Annotated in this window: 14 protein-coding genes; 9 read left to right on the top strand and 5 right to left on the bottom strand. The window is 53.7% G+C overall.

Annotated elements, in window-relative coordinates:
- Positions 1-131 precede the first annotated feature (131 nt).
- The 4 genes from WC5_RS08295 to ybiJ all read left to right on the top strand — a co-directional run bounded on the left by WC5_RS08295 (position 132) and on the right by ybiJ (position 4,170).
- Positions 132-2,414 (top strand): catecholate siderophore receptor Fiu, encoded by a 2,283-nt coding sequence (locus WC5_RS08295; RefSeq protein ID WP_000430070.1) that lies wholly within the window; start codon positions 132-134, stop codon positions 2,412-2,414.
- 213 nt (positions 2,415-2,627) lie between these two features.
- Positions 2,628-3,305 (top strand): PKHD-type hydroxylase YbiX, encoded by a 678-nt coding sequence (gene ybiX / locus WC5_RS08300; protein ID WP_000990156.1) that lies wholly within the window; start codon positions 2,628-2,630, stop codon positions 3,303-3,305.
- Positions 3,306-3,378: 73 nt separating this feature from the next.
- Positions 3,379-3,645, top strand: a complete 267-nt coding sequence (ybiI, locus tag WC5_RS08305) for a C4-type zinc finger protein YbiI (RefSeq protein WP_000146365.1) — start codon at positions 3,379-3,381, stop codon at positions 3,643-3,645.
- Positions 3,646-3,909: 264 nt separating this feature from the next.
- Positions 3,910-4,170, top strand: a complete 261-nt coding sequence (ybiJ, locus tag WC5_RS08310) for a DUF1471 family protein YbiJ (protein ID WP_000849307.1) — start codon at positions 3,910-3,912, stop codon at positions 4,168-4,170.
- 152 nt (positions 4,171-4,322) lie between these two features.
- Here ybiJ and WC5_RS08315 read toward each other — a convergent pair whose 3' ends face one another.
- The 4 genes from WC5_RS08315 to rhlE form a co-directional block, all read right to left on the bottom strand.
- Positions 4,323-5,408 carry a malate/lactate/ureidoglycolate dehydrogenase gene (locus WC5_RS08315; RefSeq protein ID WP_000443555.1) on the bottom strand — a complete coding sequence of 362 codons (1,086 nt, stop codon included), beginning with the start codon at positions 5,406-5,408 and terminating at the stop codon, positions 4,323-4,325.
- Positions 5,409-5,548: 140 nt separating this feature from the next.
- Positions 5,549-6,511, bottom strand: coding sequence for a DNA-binding protein YbiB (ybiB, locus tag WC5_RS08320; protein WP_000386504.1), 963 nt, complete (start codon positions 6,509-6,511; stop codon positions 5,549-5,551).
- A 27-nt stretch (positions 6,512-6,538) separates the two neighbouring features.
- Positions 6,539-8,689 carry an ATP-dependent DNA helicase DinG gene (gene dinG, locus WC5_RS08325; protein WP_016231638.1) on the bottom strand — a complete coding sequence of 717 codons (2,151 nt, stop codon included), beginning with the start codon at positions 8,687-8,689 and terminating at the stop codon, positions 6,539-6,541.
- Between the two features lie 210 nt (positions 8,690-8,899).
- On the bottom strand, positions 8,900-10,264 hold the full coding sequence (gene rhlE / locus WC5_RS08330) for an ATP-dependent RNA helicase RhlE (RefSeq protein ID WP_000007079.1): 1,365 nt from the start codon (positions 10,262-10,264) through the stop codon (positions 8,900-8,902).
- 228 nt (positions 10,265-10,492) lie between these two features.
- Between rhlE and cecR the strand changes: the two genes are divergently transcribed.
- From cecR to WC5_RS08355, 5 genes are read left to right on the top strand one after another with little or no spacing between them, the layout of a single operon-like run.
- Entirely contained in the window at positions 10,493-11,164 is a 672-nt protein-coding gene (cecR, locus tag WC5_RS08335) for a DNA-binding transcriptional regulator CecR (RefSeq protein ID WP_010351229.1), read from the top strand.
- 2 nt (positions 11,165-11,166) lie between these two features.
- Positions 11,167-12,162 carry a secretion protein HlyD gene (hlyD, locus tag WC5_RS08340; RefSeq protein WP_016159031.1) on the top strand — a complete coding sequence of 332 codons (996 nt, stop codon included), beginning with the start codon at positions 11,167-11,169 and terminating at the stop codon, positions 12,160-12,162.
- On the top strand, positions 12,155-13,891 hold the full coding sequence (locus WC5_RS08345) for an ATP-binding cassette domain-containing protein (protein ID WP_010351232.1): 1,737 nt from the start codon (positions 12,155-12,157) through the stop codon (positions 13,889-13,891). Before hlyD ends, WC5_RS08345 begins: the two co-directional genes overlap by 8 nt.
- The gene (locus tag WC5_RS08350) at positions 13,884-15,017 is read left to right on the top strand and encodes an ABC transporter permease (RefSeq protein WP_000070112.1); all 1,134 of its coding nucleotides are present in this window, start codon (positions 13,884-13,886) and stop codon (positions 15,015-15,017) included. The genes WC5_RS08345 and WC5_RS08350 overlap by 8 nt, the downstream gene beginning before the upstream one ends.
- Positions 15,018-15,027: 10 nt before the next feature.
- Positions 15,028-16,134: an ABC transporter permease gene (locus WC5_RS08355; protein WP_000469029.1), complete on the top strand. Its 1,107-nt coding sequence runs from the start codon at positions 15,028-15,030 to the stop codon at positions 16,132-16,134.
- Here the strand turns inward: WC5_RS08355 and WC5_RS08360 are convergent.
- On the bottom strand, positions 16,096-16,506 hold the full coding sequence (locus WC5_RS08360; protein ID WP_000871987.1) for a YbhQ family protein: 411 nt from the start codon (positions 16,504-16,506) through the stop codon (positions 16,096-16,098). The two genes, WC5_RS08355 and WC5_RS08360, sit on opposite strands and share 39 nt — an antisense overlap.
- Positions 16,507-16,511: the final 5 nt, after the last annotated feature.

Raw genomic sequence — 16,511 nt, 5'->3', positions numbered from 1 at the left:
GTGATAATGCTTATCAAAATTATTATCACTTGCACGATCGCTTTTACGGGATTAACAGTGGCATCGCATCCGCAGAGATGCTTTCTCGTGACAGTGAAAATTTTAACATATAAGAAAAAGTCACCTGCAAAATGGAAAACAATCGCAATTTCCCCGCCAGACAATTTCATTCGCTCACGTTCTTTGCCGGTCTTTGTATCGGTATCACGCCTGTGGCACAGGCACTGGCCACCGAAGGGCAAACTAACGCGGATGACACGCTGGTTGTCGAAGCATCAACGCCTTCGCTTTATGCACCACAACAATCTGCCGACCCGAAATTCTCGCGTCCGGTAGCGGATACAACCCGCACGATGACGGTGATTTCGGAACAAGTGATTAAAGATCAGGGCGCAACCAACCTTACCGACGCGCTTAAAAACGTCCCCGGCGTGGGTGCGTTTTTTGCTGGTGAGAACGGTAACTCCACCACTGGTGACGCCATTTATATGCGCGGCGCCGATACCTCTAACAGCATTTATATTGATGGCATTCGCGATATTGGCAGCGTCTCGCGCGACACCTTCAATACCGAACAGGTCGAAGTGATTAAAGGCCCATCCGGCACCGACTACGGGCGTAGTGCGCCGACGGGTTCGATCAATATGATCAGCAAACAACCGCGCAATGATTCAGGTATTGACGCCTCCGCCAGTATTGGTAGCGCCTGGTTCCGTCGCGGCACGCTGGATGTTAATCAGGTCATTGGCGATACCACAGCGGTACGTCTGAATATGATGGGCGAAAAAACGCACGATGCCGGGCGCGATAAAGTCAAAAACGAGCGTTACGGCGTCGCCCCTTCCGTGGCATTTGGTCTCGGTACGTCGAATCGTTTGTATCTCAACTATTTACACGTTACCCAGCACAATACGCCAGACGGCGGCATTCCGACCATTGGTTTACCGGGCTATTCCGCACCTTCTGCGGGTACGGCGGCGCTGAATCATTCCGGAAAAGTTGATACGCATAACTTTTATGGTACGGATTCCGATTACGACGATTCGACCACCGATACTGCCACCATGCGTTTTGAGCACGACATCAGCGATAACACAACTATTCGCAATACTACGCGTTGGTCACGCGTGAAGCAGGATTACCTGATGACGGCAATTATGGGGGGGGCGTCGAATATTACCCAGCCCACCAGCGATGTGAATAGCTGGACGTGGTCACGCACTGCGAATACCAAAGATGTGAGTAATAAAATTCTCACCAACCAGACCAACCTGACCTCGACGTTCTATACCGGCTCTATCGGTCATGATATCAGTACCGGCGTGGAATTTACCCGCGAAACGCAAACCAACTACGGCGTTAATCCGGTGACGTTACCGGCGGTGAATATTTATCATCCTGACAGCAGCATTCATCCCGGTGGCCTGACGCGCAACGGCGCAAATGCCAATGGTCAGACGGATACCTTTGCAATTTATACCTTCGATACGCTGCAAATCACCCGTGATTTTGAGCTGAACGGCGGAATTCGGCTGGACAATTATCATACTGAATATGACAGTGCTACCGCCTGCGGCGGCAGCGGACGCGGTGCCATCACCTGCCCTGCTGGTGTGGCAAAAGGTTCTCCGGTCACCACCGTCGACACCGCCAAGTCGGGCAATCTGGTGAACTGGAAAGCCGGGGCGCTGTACCACCTGACAGACAATGGCAATGTCTACGTGAACTATGCCGTTTCCCAACAACCACCAGGTGGCAGTAATTTCGCCCTTGCGCAATCTGGCAGCGGTAACAGTGCCAGCCGTACCGACTTTAAACCGCAAAAAGCCAAAACCAGTGAGATTGGCACCAAATGGCAGGTGCTGGATAAACGCCTGCTACTCACTGCCGCGCTGTTCCGTACTGATATCGAAAATGAAGTTGAGCAAAATGATGACGGGACTTACTCACAATACGGTAAGAAACGCGTCGAAGGCTATGAGATTTCCGTTGCCGGGAATATCACTCCGGCCTGGCAAGTGATTGGCGGTTACACCCAGCAAAAAGCGACTATCAAAAACGGCGCTGACGTTGCTCAGGATGGTTCCTCATCACTGCCGTATACGCCGGAACACGCCTTTACCCTATGGAGCCAATATCAGGCAACCGATGATATCTCCGTTGGTGCAGGCGCTCGCTATATCGGCAGTATGCGTAAAGGTTCAGACGGCGCGGTGGGAACGCCAGCGTTTACCGAAGGTTATTGGGTCGCCGATGCCAAACTGGGTTATCGGGTTAATCGCAATCTCGACTTCCAGTTAAATGTCTACAACCTGTTCGATACCGATTACGTCGCCTCAATCAACAAGAGCGGCTACCGTTATCACCCGGGTGAGCCAAGAACTTTCCTGCTCACCGCCAATATGCATTTCTGATTCAGATGTGGGGTGCAGGGCGCACTAAGATTGATGGCGAGAACAGAACTGCCTGATGCGCTACGCTTATCAGGCCTGCGAAATTCGTGCAATGCATTGAATTCACATCATTTTGTAGGCCGGACAAGGCGTTCACGCCGCATCCGGCATGAGTTAAGTGCACTCTATCAACAATCGGTGTGATGCTCAGCCCCCACTTTTTGGAGAACCTATATGATGTACCACATTCCCGGTGTGTTATCGCCACAGGACGTCGCCCGGTTTCGTGCCCAACTGGAACAAGCCGAATGGATTGATGGACGTGTCACCACCGGCGCACAAGGCGCGCAGGTCAAGAATAATCAACAGGTAGACACCCGCAGCGCGTTATATGCCGCATTACAAAATGAAGTGCTGAACGCGGTTAACCAACATGCACTGTTCTTTGCCGCTGCCTTGCCGCGTACCATCTCCACGCCGCTGTTTAATCGCTATCAGAACAATGAAACCTATGGTTTTCATGTGGATGGCGCAGTACGCAGTCATCCGCAAAACGGCTGGATGCGCACCGATCTTTCCGCCACGCTGTTTTTGAGCGATCCACAAAGTTACGAAGGCGGCGAACTGGTCGTCAATGACACCTTCGGGCAACATCGGGTAAAACTTCCGGCAGGCGATCTGGTGTTGTATCCCTCCAGCAGCCTGCACTGTGTGACCCCCGTAACGCACGGCGTAAGGGTGGCATCATTTATGTGGATACAATCAATGATCCGCGATGATAAAAAGCGCGCCATGCTGTTCGAGCTGGACAACAATATTCAGTCACTCAAAAACCGCTACGGTGAAGGAGAAGAGATCCTGTCGCTACTCAATCTTTATCATAATCTGCTGCGGGAATGGTCGGAGATCTGACGCTTGAACTGCCCAGGTTCGCCCCTATATTAGCTACACTTAACTGTACAAGCATTGATATGGGGAGGACGATATGGCATCCGGTTGGGCTAACGATGACGCCGTCAACGAACAGATCAACAGTACAATTGAAGATGCGATTGCCCGCGCCAGGGGTGAAATTCCGCGTGGCGAAAGCCTGTATGAATGTGAAGAGTGCGGCGCCCCCATCCCGCAGGCTCGTCGGGAAGCCATTCCTGGCGTGCGCTTATGCATTCACTGTCAGCAGGAGAAAGATTTACAAAAACAGGATTATACAGGATATAATCGCAGAGGTTCGAAAGACAGCCAGTTACGTTAACTGCAATTGACATGATGTGTAGATAGTATGATTTGCGTTTTTCGTGGCATTCCGTGCCTTTAACGCAGCCGTGACTGCCACGTGTTACAAAATTGGTTCATACATACGATAAATGAATGGATTATCAGCATGTTAGATATCAATCAATTTATTTGAACAAGGCGGTCAATTCTCTTCGATTTTATCTCTCGTAAAAAAACGTGATACTCATCACATCGACGAAACAACGTCACTTAAACAAAAATCACCTGCGAGAGATTAATTATGAAAACTATCAATACTGTTGTTGCTGCTATGGCTCTTTCCACTCTGTCATTTGGCGTGTTCGCGGCGGAGCCGGTCACGGCATCCCAGGCACAAAGCATGAATAAAATTGGCGTAGTTTCTGCCGATGGCGCATCCACCCTCGATGCCCTGGAAGCGAAACTGGCTGAAAAAGCGGCGGCGGCTGGCGCCAGTGGATACAGCATCACATCCGCCACCAACAACAATAAATTAAGCGGCACAGCGGTTATCTATAAGTAATTCGCAGGCCGGATAAAGCGTTTACGCCGTATCCGGCAAGAAGCTATCAGGTTATGAATTTCCCTGTCTGTTTGCCGACAGACGCATGTGCTCCAACCCTCATTGATCCTATGTTACCCTTGTTTGCCCGTCCGTCACTGGACGGGCTTTTTTTAGCTGGCTGACTGCTGGCTGAAAGCCTGCAACGTCTCTTCTGATATACCAATCTGCCGCGCGGCGTCGCAAATTGCCTGCCAGCTCCCGGCATCCAGTGGAATCCCCATCTCCTGCCGTTCACGGCGCATATTTACTTCCCACTCACCCGGCAGCAAAATCGGTTTATCGTCATCATGCGGCGAGGCTTTCACCCACTCGGCAAAGGCTTCGGACTGCGCTGCACAATCTGGCGCACCGAACAGCTCCGGGTTAATGATAATGCTCGTCATGCAGTTAAAACCGGCATCCGGGCTGTGCTGCAATGTTTCCTGATAAGTGGTTTTACCACCAGAAAGCGCACCACCGAGAATTTCGCACATCACCGCCAGGGCGTAACCTTTATGTTCAGCAAAAGCCAACAACGCTCCTAACGGTGACTCCAGCATTACTGCCGGATCGGTCGTTGGCACACCGTTAACGTCGATCAGGCAACCAGGTGGTACGGGCACGCCTTTATGCCAGGCCACACGCGCTTTACCAAACGCAATGGTGCTGGTGGCGTAATCAAGTAGCAGCGGGAAATTATCTTTTCGGGGAAAGACCACGCAGAACGGATTGGTGCCAAAGCGACTGTCACGACCACGGAACGGCGCAACAGCCTTGCTCCCTACCACACTGACAAAGTGGATAGAGACAAACCCCGCCGCCGCGCACTGTTCCGCCCAATAACCAATGCGCCCGATATGATGTGAGTTACGCAGCGCCACGGCAGCAATACCGTGGTGACGTGCTTTTTCAATCCCCAGAGTCATGGCCTCATATGCAGCTACCTGACCACATGCGCGATCGCCATCAAGCGTGACCACAGCCCCCGCATCTTTGACAATTTTGGCGTGATGGTTGATCTGCAAATAGCCCTGCTGCCAGGAACGCACATAATTCGGGATCATGCCAATACCATGTGAATCATGCCCTGCCAGATTTGCTGCGATTAAATGATCTGCTACTAATTTTGCTTCCTGTTCCTCGCTACCCATCTGACGAAACACAGTCAGGACAAAGTTGTGCAGCGTCCGGGCATGAAAGCGATGACCACTTTCCATGGTTAACTCCTGTTTATGTTATATGCCTGTTGTTTTTTTATGCTGCGCGCCGCACACGGGAAGGTCAATAAAGATGCTGCACTTTCATGGTGCAGTGGAGTAAAGACCGGATGACACTCATCATCCGGCTGAGGAAGAAATTAAAATGATTGCTTAATGCGCGCCAGACCATCGCTAATGGTTGCCACTTCGCCCGCCGCCGCCAGACAGCAAGCCATCTGAATGTTCAGTGACTCGGGAATTGGTTCGCTGCCAGCCAGGCAACGTTCAATCCACTTCGCCGTGGTTTCCGGGTCTTTTGCTTGTGGCAGTAGCACGTTGCCAGCAGTGTCCTGTTTTTCATACAGCACCCGCATCCCTTCGCGGTCAATAAGATTTATTTGCGGGCAGCGTTGCGGATTAGCATAGACTTCGCCTTCAGTGCCGTGCATTAACAGCGCCCGTCCGCCGATATCGCGAAAGAACTTCGCGACTCGCCCGATGTATTCCGGATGCGAGACGCTGGAAAGACGCAGTGCCTCACCTTCGGCAAACGGTGTCGCCAGTTTCGCCAGGGTATGCGCACTGTTGCGCACGCCCATCCGCCAGCGCATCGCCAGTTGTTTTTCCAGCGGCGGGCAAAACGCGCCTACGGGCATAAATACCGGCTGGTGCTCGTCAAGCTTCGCCTGTGCTTGTCCGGCATGTAGCGTTGGCGCAATCCCCATCAGTTGAAAAATGGTTTCGGTCAGCACGCGAGTCGGATCTTCACTAACGCCGTGAACGACCACCGGAAAACCGAGTTTATGCAGCAGAATCGCCAGCAACGGTGTCAGGTTGGCCTGTTTACGCGCGCCGTTGTAACTGGGGATGACAATCGGCATCGGCTTGCCGACGGGGGGCGTCAGCTTGATGGTGTGATTTTGCATGGCTTCGTAAAAGCCGAGCATCTCTGCTTCCCCTTCCCCTTTGATACGCAGTGCAATCAATATGCCACCCAACTCAAGGTCAGGCACTTCGCCATTGAGCATATGGGCATACAGACCGCGCGCCGTATCCTGGTCCAGATCGCGTGCGTGGTTTTTCCCGCGCCCGATCTCTTTAATGATTTTGCGATAGTCCATTTACGACTCCTTACCTGACTCACATCATTAACGCCGCCGACGGCGTGGGGATTTCGCTTTTTCTTTCTTTTTAACTATACCTTCAGGGACTTCCGGTTGCTCTATTGGAAATACCGGTAATGCATCCAGTAGTCGCTTGCCATAATTTTTGGTCAACAAGCGTTTGTCGTAGATAACCACTTCGCCCCAGCAACTGTGGCTTCGAATAAGACGCCCAACTTGCTGAATCAGATTAAACGAAGCACTCGGCAGGCTTTGCACCTCAAACGGGTAGCGATTAAGACTTTTTAGCCATTCGCCTTCGGTGATCACCACCGGACTGTCGATAGGCGGAAAGGCGATTTTATGGATATGCACCTGGCTGAGCAGATCGCCTTTCAGATCAAGGCCTTCGGCGAATGACTGTAAGCCCACCAGCACGCTGCGCTCACTGTTAGCGACGCGTTTGCGATGCAGTTCAACTAAGCGGTAGCGCGGCTGATCGCCCTGCACTAACAGCATCAGACGTAAATCCGTCACATAGTCGAGAAACCGCTGCATCGCCCGTCCGCTGGCAAACAGCACCAACATGCCGAGATGCTTTTTGCTCTCCACCTGCTCACGGAAAAAGGCCGCCATTTCAGCAATGTGCTGCTCTTCGCTGTCGATGGAAGGCTCAAAGCGCATCCGGGGAATAACAATTTTGCCCTGCTCGCAGTGGTTGAACGGTGAATCCAGCGCCACAAAGCGGTCGCCTGCTTTCTCTTTCAGCCCGCTCATCTCCTGCAAACGCGAAAAACTGTTCAGCGAACGCAAGGTCGCGGAAGTGACAATAATGTGCGGAATGCTGCGCCACAGCAGCCTTTCCAGCTGATCGCTGACGCGGATCCCCACGCAGTGAAACCAGAGATGTAGCTGCCCGTCACGCTCTTCCCGCGTCGCCCATTTGGTCACTGGCGCACCGGAAGATTGCGCCAGCGAGGCCAGCCGCCAGAGTTTGCTTTGCGCCTCAAACATCCCCAGCGCGCGGTTCATCTGCAAAATCAACCGATGCAGACGCACAATATCGTGGCTGCCGGTTTTCTCGCTTAAATCGTTGAGGAACAGTTCTGCCTGGCCACGCAGCATCTCGGTCAGTTTCGCCAGCCGCTGGCAGATCTCCAGCACTTCATCAGGCAGTTCGCCCATCGCAAACCGGTGCTCAGCCTCCTGCCCGGCAGGCATATAGAGATTGAGAATATTGTTTAAGGAGGCGATAAGCTCATACAACTCTTCACAATGCGCATTCAAACGTTCAGGGATTGCCAGCGGTGGGATCGTCTTCGGGCGAAACTGCTCCATGCAGGTGGCGACCAGTTTCGTGAACAAGTCCAGTTGCAGCCGATACCAGGGCGCGGTGATTTCGGCGCTCATCTCCAGCGCATCCCGCGCCACGTCCGGCAGGTGATGCCCTTCATCCAGCACCAGCAGCAAGTTTTTCGGGTCTGGCAATACAGCTTCGCTTTCCATCGCCGCCATAACCAGCGCATGGTTTGCCACCACCACTTCTGCTTCCTGAATCTCCCGACGGGCAACAAAAAACGGGCATTCGCGGTAGTAGTAACAGTTGCGGTTGAGGCAGCTGGCTTTGTCGGTACTCAGCCGTCGCCAGAGATCGTCATCAATAGCAATATCCGTATGATCGCGCAGGCCATCCCATTTATAAGTGTCGAGATCGCCCTTCAGCTTTGCACAGCGTTTTTGCTCTTCCTGATTATTAGGCGTCAGTTCGTCGTCAAGAAAAGCGAGCAGATCCTGTTGCGTGGGTTCAGTGCTGGCAAGCGCCGTCAGGTTACGCGGGCAAACGTAGCGCCCACGCCCGAAAGCGGCGGTGAATTTAAGATCGGGAATGATCTTTTTCAACAAAGGTAAATCTTTGCTGTAGATCTGATCCTGCAATGCCACGTTGGCGGTACTGACCACCAGCGTTTTTTGCTCTTCGCGGGCAATCGCAATGCCGGGGATCAAATAGGAGAGCGTTTTCCCAACGCCGGTGGGCGCTTCAATCGCCAGATGCCGCCCTTCTTCTCCGGCCAGCGTTTTGGCGACGTCCGCAATCATCTGCCGCTGCGGCGCACGGGGAATAAAGTCGGGGATCTGTTCCTGAAGCGCCTTATACCAGGCGGCAATTTGCGCTTTAAGCGCGGCGGTTAATGCCATGAGAAAACCTGAAATACTGTATAAACAGCCAATATTGTGGCATTTTTCGGTTTTCAGGGGTAATGGTTTTTCTGTTTCTGGAAAGCGGCTCGCAAAGACGTTTTCCGGATGTGGGGTTTTCCTCTCATCCATTCAGGGAAAGGGGAACAGGCCAGGATATTTGGGTCTTTGTCATCTGTTTTATGCCGGGCATAGCCCGGCATAAAAAGATTACTGCGCAGCGGCAGGTTTACGCGGACGGCGGCGACGTTGTTGTTCGCCTGCCGGTTTGGCATCGCCGAGACGACGAGACGGTTTTTCTGCGGGTTTGGCGTTACCAGACTTCGCACCACTTTCAGCGCGGCGTGGTTGCTGTTGACCGCGACCACCACCTTGCCCACGACCGCCGCCACTGCGTTGCTGGCGACCATTCTGGATCGGTTCGGCTTTGATTGACGGGTCCGGCTCATAGCCCGGAATCGCAATGCGCGGGATCTCTTTTTTCAGCAGTTTTTCGATATCACGCAGCAGTTTGTGTTCATCAACACACACCAGCGATAACGCTTCGCCGGTGGCGGCGGCACGACCGGTACGCCCGATACGGTGGACATAATCTTCCGGTACGTTTGGCAGCTCATAGTTGACGACGTGTGGCAACTCTTCGATATCCAGGCCACGCGCGGCGATATCGGTCGCCACCAGCACGCGAATATCACCCGATTTAAAATCAGCCAGCGCACGGGTACGCGCACCTTGCGATTTATTACCGTGGATCGCCGCACTGCGAATACCATCTTTATTTAATTGTTCAGCCAGATGGTTAGCGCCATGTTTGGTACGTGTAAACACCAGCACCTGCTGCCAGTTGCCTTTACCAATCATGTGTGACAGCAATTCCCGTTTGCGTTTCTTATCGACAAAGTGAACGTACTGGGTCACTTGCTCAGAGGCGGTATTGCGGCGTGCCACTTCGATTTCCAGCGGGTTATGCAGCAGTTTTTCTGCCAGAGCTTTAATCTCGTCAGAGAAAGTCGCGGAGAACAGCAGGTTCTGGCGCTTCGCGGGCAGTTTTGTTAACACACGACGAATATCGTGGATAAAGCCCATATCGAGCATACGGTCAGCTTCATCAAGGACGAGGATCTCTATCTGATCCAGTTTCACCGCGTTCTGGTGTTCCAGGTCCAGCAAACGTCCCGGCGTTGCCACCAGCACATCAACGCCGCCGCGCAACTTCATCATTTGTGGGTTAATGCTGACGCCACCAAACACCACCAGCGAACGAATGTTCAGGTATTTGCTGTAATCACGGACGTTTTCACCAATCTGCGCCGCCAGTTCGCGGGTCGGGGTGAGGATCAACGCGCGTACCGGACGACGCCCTTTGGCGTGCGGCTCGCGGGAAATCAGGTGTTGCAACAGCGGTAACGTAAAGCCCGCTGTTTTGCCCGTGCCGGTCTGGGCACTGGCCATCAGGTCGCGGCCTTCCAGCACCGCAGGGATCGCCTGCTGCTGAATAGGGGTGGGTTCACGGTAACCTTGCTCGGCAACGGCGCGCAGGATATCAGGGCTTAAACCCAAAGAATCGAAAGACATAACTACTCCGAACCGCCCCGACCGTTACCGGTGTAGTTTTCAGGGAGATACTGAAAAGGAAAATGACAAAAACCACAATGTCATGAGGGAGCGGAGTGTAGCAGTTTTTGTGACGCAGCGCATAAATTATCCCTGTGACTGGCGTTGCTCAAATTCTTAGCCATACTGGACAACGCGAAAAATGAGTCATAATCTTAATCAATCATTTGATTAAGAATGGGCTGTGCTATGAATAGTCCTGCCATGACAACCAAAGGTGAACAGGCGAAAAAGCAGCTGATTGCCGCTGCACTGGCGCAGTTTGGTGAGTATGGAATGAACGCCACCACCCGCGATATTGCCGCCCAGGCCGGGCAGAATATCGCTGCTATTACCTATTACTTCGGTTCGAAAGAAGATTTATACCTCGCCTGCGCCCAGTGGATTGCCGATTTTATTGGCGAACAGTTCCGTCCGCACGCCGAGGAAGCCGAACGCTTATTCGCGCAACCACAGCCGGATCGCGCAGCCATCCGCGAACTGATCCTTCGCGCCTGCAGGAACATGATTCAACTGCTCACCCAGGATGACACTGTCAACCTCAGCAAGTTTATCTCCCGTGAGCAACTCTCTCCTACGGCGGCCTACCATCTGGTGCATGAACAGGTGATTAGCCCGCTACACAGCCATCTTACGCGTCTGATCGCCGCCTGGACCGGTTGTGATGCCAACGATACCCGTATGATCCTCCATACCCATGCATTACTTGGCGAGATTCTGGCGTTTCGTCTTGGTAAAGAAACGATTCTGTTACGCACCGGCTGGAGCGCGTTCGATGAAGAAAAGACCGAACTGATCAACCAGACGGTGACCTGTCATATCGACCTGATTTTGCAAGGATTATCGCAAAGGAGTTTGTAGTGATGAAAAAAACTGTCGTGACTGGACTGGCGGTAGTGGTGCTTGCCGCCGTGGTTGCCGGAGGCTACTGGTGGTATCAAAGCCGCCAGGATAACGGCCTGACGCTGTATGGCAACGTGGATATTCGTACGGTGAATCTGAGCTTCCGTGTCGGTGGTCGCGTTGAGTCGCTGGCGGTAGACGAAGGTGATGCGATCAAAGCGGGCCAGGTGCTGGGCGAACTGGATCATAAGCCGTATGAGATTGCCCTGATGCAGGCGAAAGCGGGCGTTTCGGTGGCTCAGGCGCAGTATGACCTGATGCTTGCCGGGTATCGCGACGAAGAAATCGCTCAGGCGGCCGCCGCCGTGAAACAGGCGCAAGCCGCATATGACTATGCGCAGAACTTCTATAACCGCCAGCAAGGGTTGTGGAAAAGCCGCACCATTTCGGCAAATGACCTGGAAAATGCCCGCTCCTCGCGCGACCAGGCGCAGGCAACGCTGAAATCAGCTCAGGATAAATTACGTCAGTACCGTTCCGGTAACCGTGAACAGGATATCGCCCAGGCGAAAGCCAGCCTCGAACAGGCACAGGCGCAACTGGCGCAGGCGGAGCTGAATTTGCAGGATTCGACGCTGGTCGCACCGTCTGATGGCACGCTATTAACCCGCGCAGTAGAGCCTGGCACGGTGCTCAATGAAGGCGGCACGGTGTTTACCGTCTCGCTGACGCGTCCGGTGTGGGTGCGCGCTTATGTTGATGAACGTAATCTTGACCAAGCGCAGCCGGGGCGCAAAGTGCTGCTCTATACCGATGGTCGCCCGGACAAGCCCTATCACGGGCAGATTGGTTTCGTTTCGCCAACCGCTGAATTTACCCCGAAAACCGTCGAAACGCCGGATCTGCGTACCGACCTCGTCTATCGCCTGCGTATTGTGGTGACCGACGCCGATGATGCGTTACGCCAGGGTATGCCAGTGACGGTGCAATTCGGTGACGAGGCAGGACATGAATGATGCCGTTATCACGCTGAACGGCCTGGAAAAACGCTTTCCGGGCATGGATAAGCCCGCCGTCGCGCCGCTCGACTGCACCATTCACGCTGGTTATGTGACGGGGCTGGTGGGGCCGGACGGTGCGGGCAAAACCACGCTGATGCGGATGCTGGCGGGATTACTGAAACCCGACAGCGGCAGTGCCACGGTGATTGGCTTTGATCCGATCAAAAACGACGCTGCGCTGCACGCAGTGCTTGGCTATATGCCGCAGAAATTCGGTCTGTATGAAGATCTCACGGTGATGGAGAACCTCAATCTGTACGCGGATTTGCGCAGCGTCACCGGTGAAGCGCGGAAGCAGACTTTTGCTCGCCTGCTGGAGTTTACGTCTCTTGGCCCGTTTACCGGACGCCTGGCGGGCAAGCTCTCTGGCGGGATGAAGCAAAAACTCGGGCTGGCCTGTACCCTGGTGGGCGCGCCGAAAGTGTTACTGCTCGATGAACCCGGCGTCGGCGTTGACCCTATCTCACGGCGCGAACTGTGGCAGATGGTGCATGAGCTGGCAGGCGAAGGGATGCTGATCCTCTGGAGCACCTCGTATCTCGATGAAGCCGAGCAGTGCCGTGACGTGTTACTGATGAACGAAGGCGAGTTGCTGTATCAGGGAGAACCAAAAGCCCTGACACAAACCATGGCCGGACGCAGTTTTCTGATGACCAGCCCGCACGAGGGCAACCGCAAACTGTTGCAACGCGCCTTGAAACTGCCGCAGGTCAGCGACGGCATGATTCAGGGGAAATCGGTACGTCTGATCCTCAAAAAAGAGGCCACACCAGACGATATTCGCCATGCCGACGGGATGCCGGAAATCAACATCAACGAAACTACACCGCGTTTTGAAGATGCGTTTATTGATTTGCTGGGCGGTGCCGGAACCTCAGAATCGCCGCTGGGTGCAATATTGCATACGGTAGAAGGCACACCCGGCGAGACGGTGATCGAAGCGAAAGAGCTGACCAAGAAATTTGGTGATTTTGCCGCCACCGATCACGTCAACTTTGCCGTTAAACGTGGGGAGATTTTTGGTTTGCTGGGGCCAAACGGCGCGGGTAAATCGACCACCTTTAAGATGATGTGCGGTTTGCTGGTGCCGACTTCCGGCCAGGCGCTGGTGCTGGGGATGGATCTGAAAGAGAGTTCCGGTAAAGCGCGCCAGCATCTCGGCTATATGGCGCAAAAATTTTCGCTCTACGGCAACCTGACGGTCGAACAGAATTTACGCTTTTTCTCTGGTGTGTATGGCTTACGCGGTCGGGCGCAGAACGAAAAAATCTCCCGTATGAGCGAGGCATTTGGCCTGAAAAGTATCGCCTCCCACGCGACCGATGAACTGCCATTAGGTTTTAAACAGCGGCTGGCGCTGGCCTGTTCGCTGATGCATGAACCGGACATTCTGTTTCTCGATGAACCGACCTCCGGCGTCGATCCCCTCACCCGCCGCGAGTTCTGGCTGCATATCAACAGCATGGTAGAGAAAGGCGTTACGGTGATGGTTACCACCCACTTTATGGATGAAGCGGAATATTGCGACCGCATCGGCCTGGTGTATCGCGGGAAGCTGATTGCCAGCGGCACGCCGGACGATTTGAAAGCGCAGTCGGCTAACGATGAGCAACCCGATCCCACTATGGAGCAAGCCTTTATTCAATTGATCCACAACTGGGATAAGGAGCATGGCAATGAGTAACCCGATCCTTTCCTGGCGTCGTGTGCGGGCGCTGTGCGTCAAAGAGACGCGGCAGATCATTCGCGATCCAAGTAGCTGGCTGATTGCGGTGGTGATCCCGCTGTTGCTGCTGTTTATTTTTGGTTACGGCATTAACCTCGACTCCAGCAAGCTGCGGGTCGGGATTTTGCTGGAGCAGCGTAGCGAAGCGGCGCTGGATTTCACCCACACTATGACCGGCTCGCCCTATATTGACGCCACCATCAGCGATAACCGTCAGGAACTGATCGCCAAAATGCAGGCGGGGAAAATTCGCGGTCTGGTGGTGATTCCGGTGGATTTTGCCGAACAGATGGAGCGCGCCAACGCCACCGCACCGATTCAGGTGATCACCGACGGCAGCGAGCCGAATACCGCCAACTTTGTGCAGGGTTATGTCGAAGGGATCTGGCAGATCTGGCAAATGCAGCGGGCAGAGGACAATGGGCAGACTTTTGAACCACTTATCGACGTCCAGACACGCTACTGGTTTAACCCGGCGGCGATAAGCCAGCACTTTATTATCCCCGGTGCGGTAACCATTATCATGACGGTTATCGGCGCGATCCTCACCTCGCTGGTGGTAGCGCGGGAGTGGGAGCGCGGCACTATGGAGGCTTTGCTCTCTACGGAGATTACCCGCACGGAACTGCTGCTGTGTAAGCTGATCCCCTATTACTTCCTCGGTATGCTGGCGATGCTGCTCTGTATGCTGGTGTCGGTGTTTATTCTCGGCGTGCCCTATCGCGGTTCGCTGCTGATCCTGTTTTTTATCACCAGTCTGTTTTTGCTCAGTACCCTGGGGATGGGGCTGCTGATTTCTACGATTACCCGCAACCAGTTCAACGCCGCTCAGGTAGCACTGAACGCCGCTTTCCTGCCGTCGATTATGCTTTCTGGCTTTATTTTTCAGATCGACAGTATGCCAGCGGTGATCCGCGCGGTGACGTACATTATTCCCGCACGTTATTTCGTCAGCACCCTGCAAAGCCTGTTCCTCGCCGGGAATATTCCGGTGGTGCTGGTGGTGAATGTGCTGTTTTTGATCGCTTCGGCGGTGATGTTTATCGGCCTGACGTGGCTGAAAACCAAACGTCGGCTGGATTAGGGAGAAGAGCATGTTTCATCGCTTATGGACGTTAATCCGCAAAGAATTGCAGTCGCTGCTGCGCGAACCGCAAACGCGGGCGATTCTGATTTTACCCGTGCTTATTCAGGTGATCCTGTTCCCGTTTGCCGCCACGCTGGAAGTGACCAACGCCACCATCGCTATCTACGATGAAGATAACGGCGAGCATTCGGTGGAGCTGACCCAGCGTTTTGCCCGCGCCAGCGCCTTTACCCACGTACTGCTGCTGAAAAGTCCGCAGGAGATCCGCCCAACCATCGACACGCAAAAGGCGCTACTGCTGGTGCGTTTCCCGGCAGACTTCTCACGCAAACTGGATACGTTCCAGACCGCGCCGTTGCAGTTAATTCTCGACGGGCGTAACTCCAACAGTGCGCAAATCGCCGCCAACTACCTGCAACAGATCGTCAAAAACTATCAGCAGGAGCTGCTGGAAGGAAAGCCGAAGCCCAACAACAGCGAACTGGTGGTACGCAACTGGTATAACCCAAACCTCGATTACAAATGGTTTGTGGTGCCGTCGCTGATCGCCATGATCACCACTATCGGCGTGATGATCGTTACTTCACTTTCTGTCGCCCGCGAACGCGAACAGGGAACGCTCGATCAGCTACTGGTTTCGCCCCTTACCACCTGGCAGATATTCATCGGTAAAGCCGTACCGGCGTTAATTGTCGCCACGTTCCAGGCCACTATCGTGCTGGCGATTGGTATCTGGGCGTATCAAATCCCCTTCGCCGGATCGCTGGCGCTGTTCTATTTCACGATGGTGATTTACGGTTTGTCACTGGTGGGATTCGGTCTGCTGATTTCATCACTCTGTGCAACGCAACAGCAGGCGTTTATCGGGGTATTCGTCTTTATGATGCCCGCCATTCTGCTTTCCGGTTACGTTTCGCCGGTAGAGAACATGCCGGTGTGGCTGCAAAACCTGACGTGGATTAACCCTATTCGCCACTTTACGGACATTACCAAGCAGATTTATTTGAAGGATGCGAGTCTGGATATTGTGTGGAACAGTTTGTGGCCGCTACTGGTGATAACGGCCACGACAGGATCAGCGGCGTACGCGATGTTTAGACGCAAGGTGATGTAACTTTTTATCTTTCGCCAGTAACGACACCACCGCCGGGCCGGCAAGGATCGCCAGCCCTGCAATTGCCAGCAAATAGTTGTTTTCCAGTACGCGGGACAACAGCCACAGCACAATCAGCGCTGCGCCAAAATACCAGGTGGTGGTCAGCTCTTCCAGTACGTCTGCCACCTCGCGCCAGCGTTGTTCGGGGTGGCGCTGAAACACCAGCATCATCACTACCGTTACGCAATACAGCACGCACAATCCCACGCCGACGTGAACCAGAGTTTTACTCATCCAGCCCACCACCAGCAGCGCCACTACCAGTAAATGCAACATAATCTGCCAGCAACTTAGGCCAGTTGCGACACGAACACGTTGTTGCCACTTCATGGCTT

The sequence above is a fragment of the Escherichia sp. KTE114 genome, assembly GCF_000407765.1.
Lineage (GTDB): Bacteria > Pseudomonadota > Gammaproteobacteria > Enterobacterales > Enterobacteriaceae > Escherichia > Escherichia ruysiae.
This window is presented reverse-complemented; position numbering and strand designations above follow the sequence as displayed.

What these genes read in the sequence shown, in the direction of transcription:
- WC5_RS08360 (WP_000871987.1), bottom strand. Translation starts at nt 16,506, where the DNA reads ATGAAGTGGCAACAACGTGTTCGTGTCGCAACTGGCCTAAGTTGCTGG.
- ybiB (WP_000386504.1), bottom strand. Translation starts at nt 6,511, where the DNA reads ATGGACTATCGCAAAATCATTAAAGAGATCGGGCGCGGGAAAAACCAC.
- cecR (WP_010351229.1), top strand. Translation starts at nt 10,493, where the DNA reads ATGAATAGTCCTGCCATGACAACCAAAGGTGAACAGGCGAAAAAGCAG.
- ybiX (WP_000990156.1), top strand. Translation starts at nt 2,628, where the DNA reads ATGATGTACCACATTCCCGGTGTGTTATCGCCACAGGACGTCGCCCGG.
- WC5_RS08350 (WP_000070112.1), top strand. Translation starts at nt 13,884, where the DNA reads ATGAGTAACCCGATCCTTTCCTGGCGTCGTGTGCGGGCGCTGTGCGTC.
- WC5_RS08315 (WP_000443555.1), bottom strand. Translation starts at nt 5,408, where the DNA reads ATGGAAAGTGGTCATCGCTTTCATGCCCGGACGCTGCACAACTTTGTC.
- WC5_RS08355 (WP_000469029.1), top strand. Translation starts at nt 15,028, where the DNA reads ATGTTTCATCGCTTATGGACGTTAATCCGCAAAGAATTGCAGTCGCTG.
- dinG (WP_016231638.1), bottom strand. Translation starts at nt 8,689, where the DNA reads ATGGCATTAACCGCCGCGCTTAAAGCGCAAATTGCCGCCTGGTATAAG.
- hlyD (WP_016159031.1), top strand. Translation starts at nt 11,167, where the DNA reads ATGAAAAAAACTGTCGTGACTGGACTGGCGGTAGTGGTGCTTGCCGCC.
- WC5_RS08295 (WP_000430070.1), top strand. Translation starts at nt 132, where the DNA reads ATGGAAAACAATCGCAATTTCCCCGCCAGACAATTTCATTCGCTCACG.
- ybiI (WP_000146365.1), top strand. Translation starts at nt 3,379, where the DNA reads ATGGCATCCGGTTGGGCTAACGATGACGCCGTCAACGAACAGATCAAC.
- ybiJ (WP_000849307.1), top strand. Translation starts at nt 3,910, where the DNA reads ATGAAAACTATCAATACTGTTGTTGCTGCTATGGCTCTTTCCACTCTG.
- rhlE (WP_000007079.1), bottom strand. Translation starts at nt 10,264, where the DNA reads ATGTCTTTCGATTCTTTGGGTTTAAGCCCTGATATCCTGCGCGCCGTT.
- WC5_RS08345 (WP_010351232.1), top strand. Translation starts at nt 12,155, where the DNA reads ATGAATGATGCCGTTATCACGCTGAACGGCCTGGAAAAACGCTTTCCG.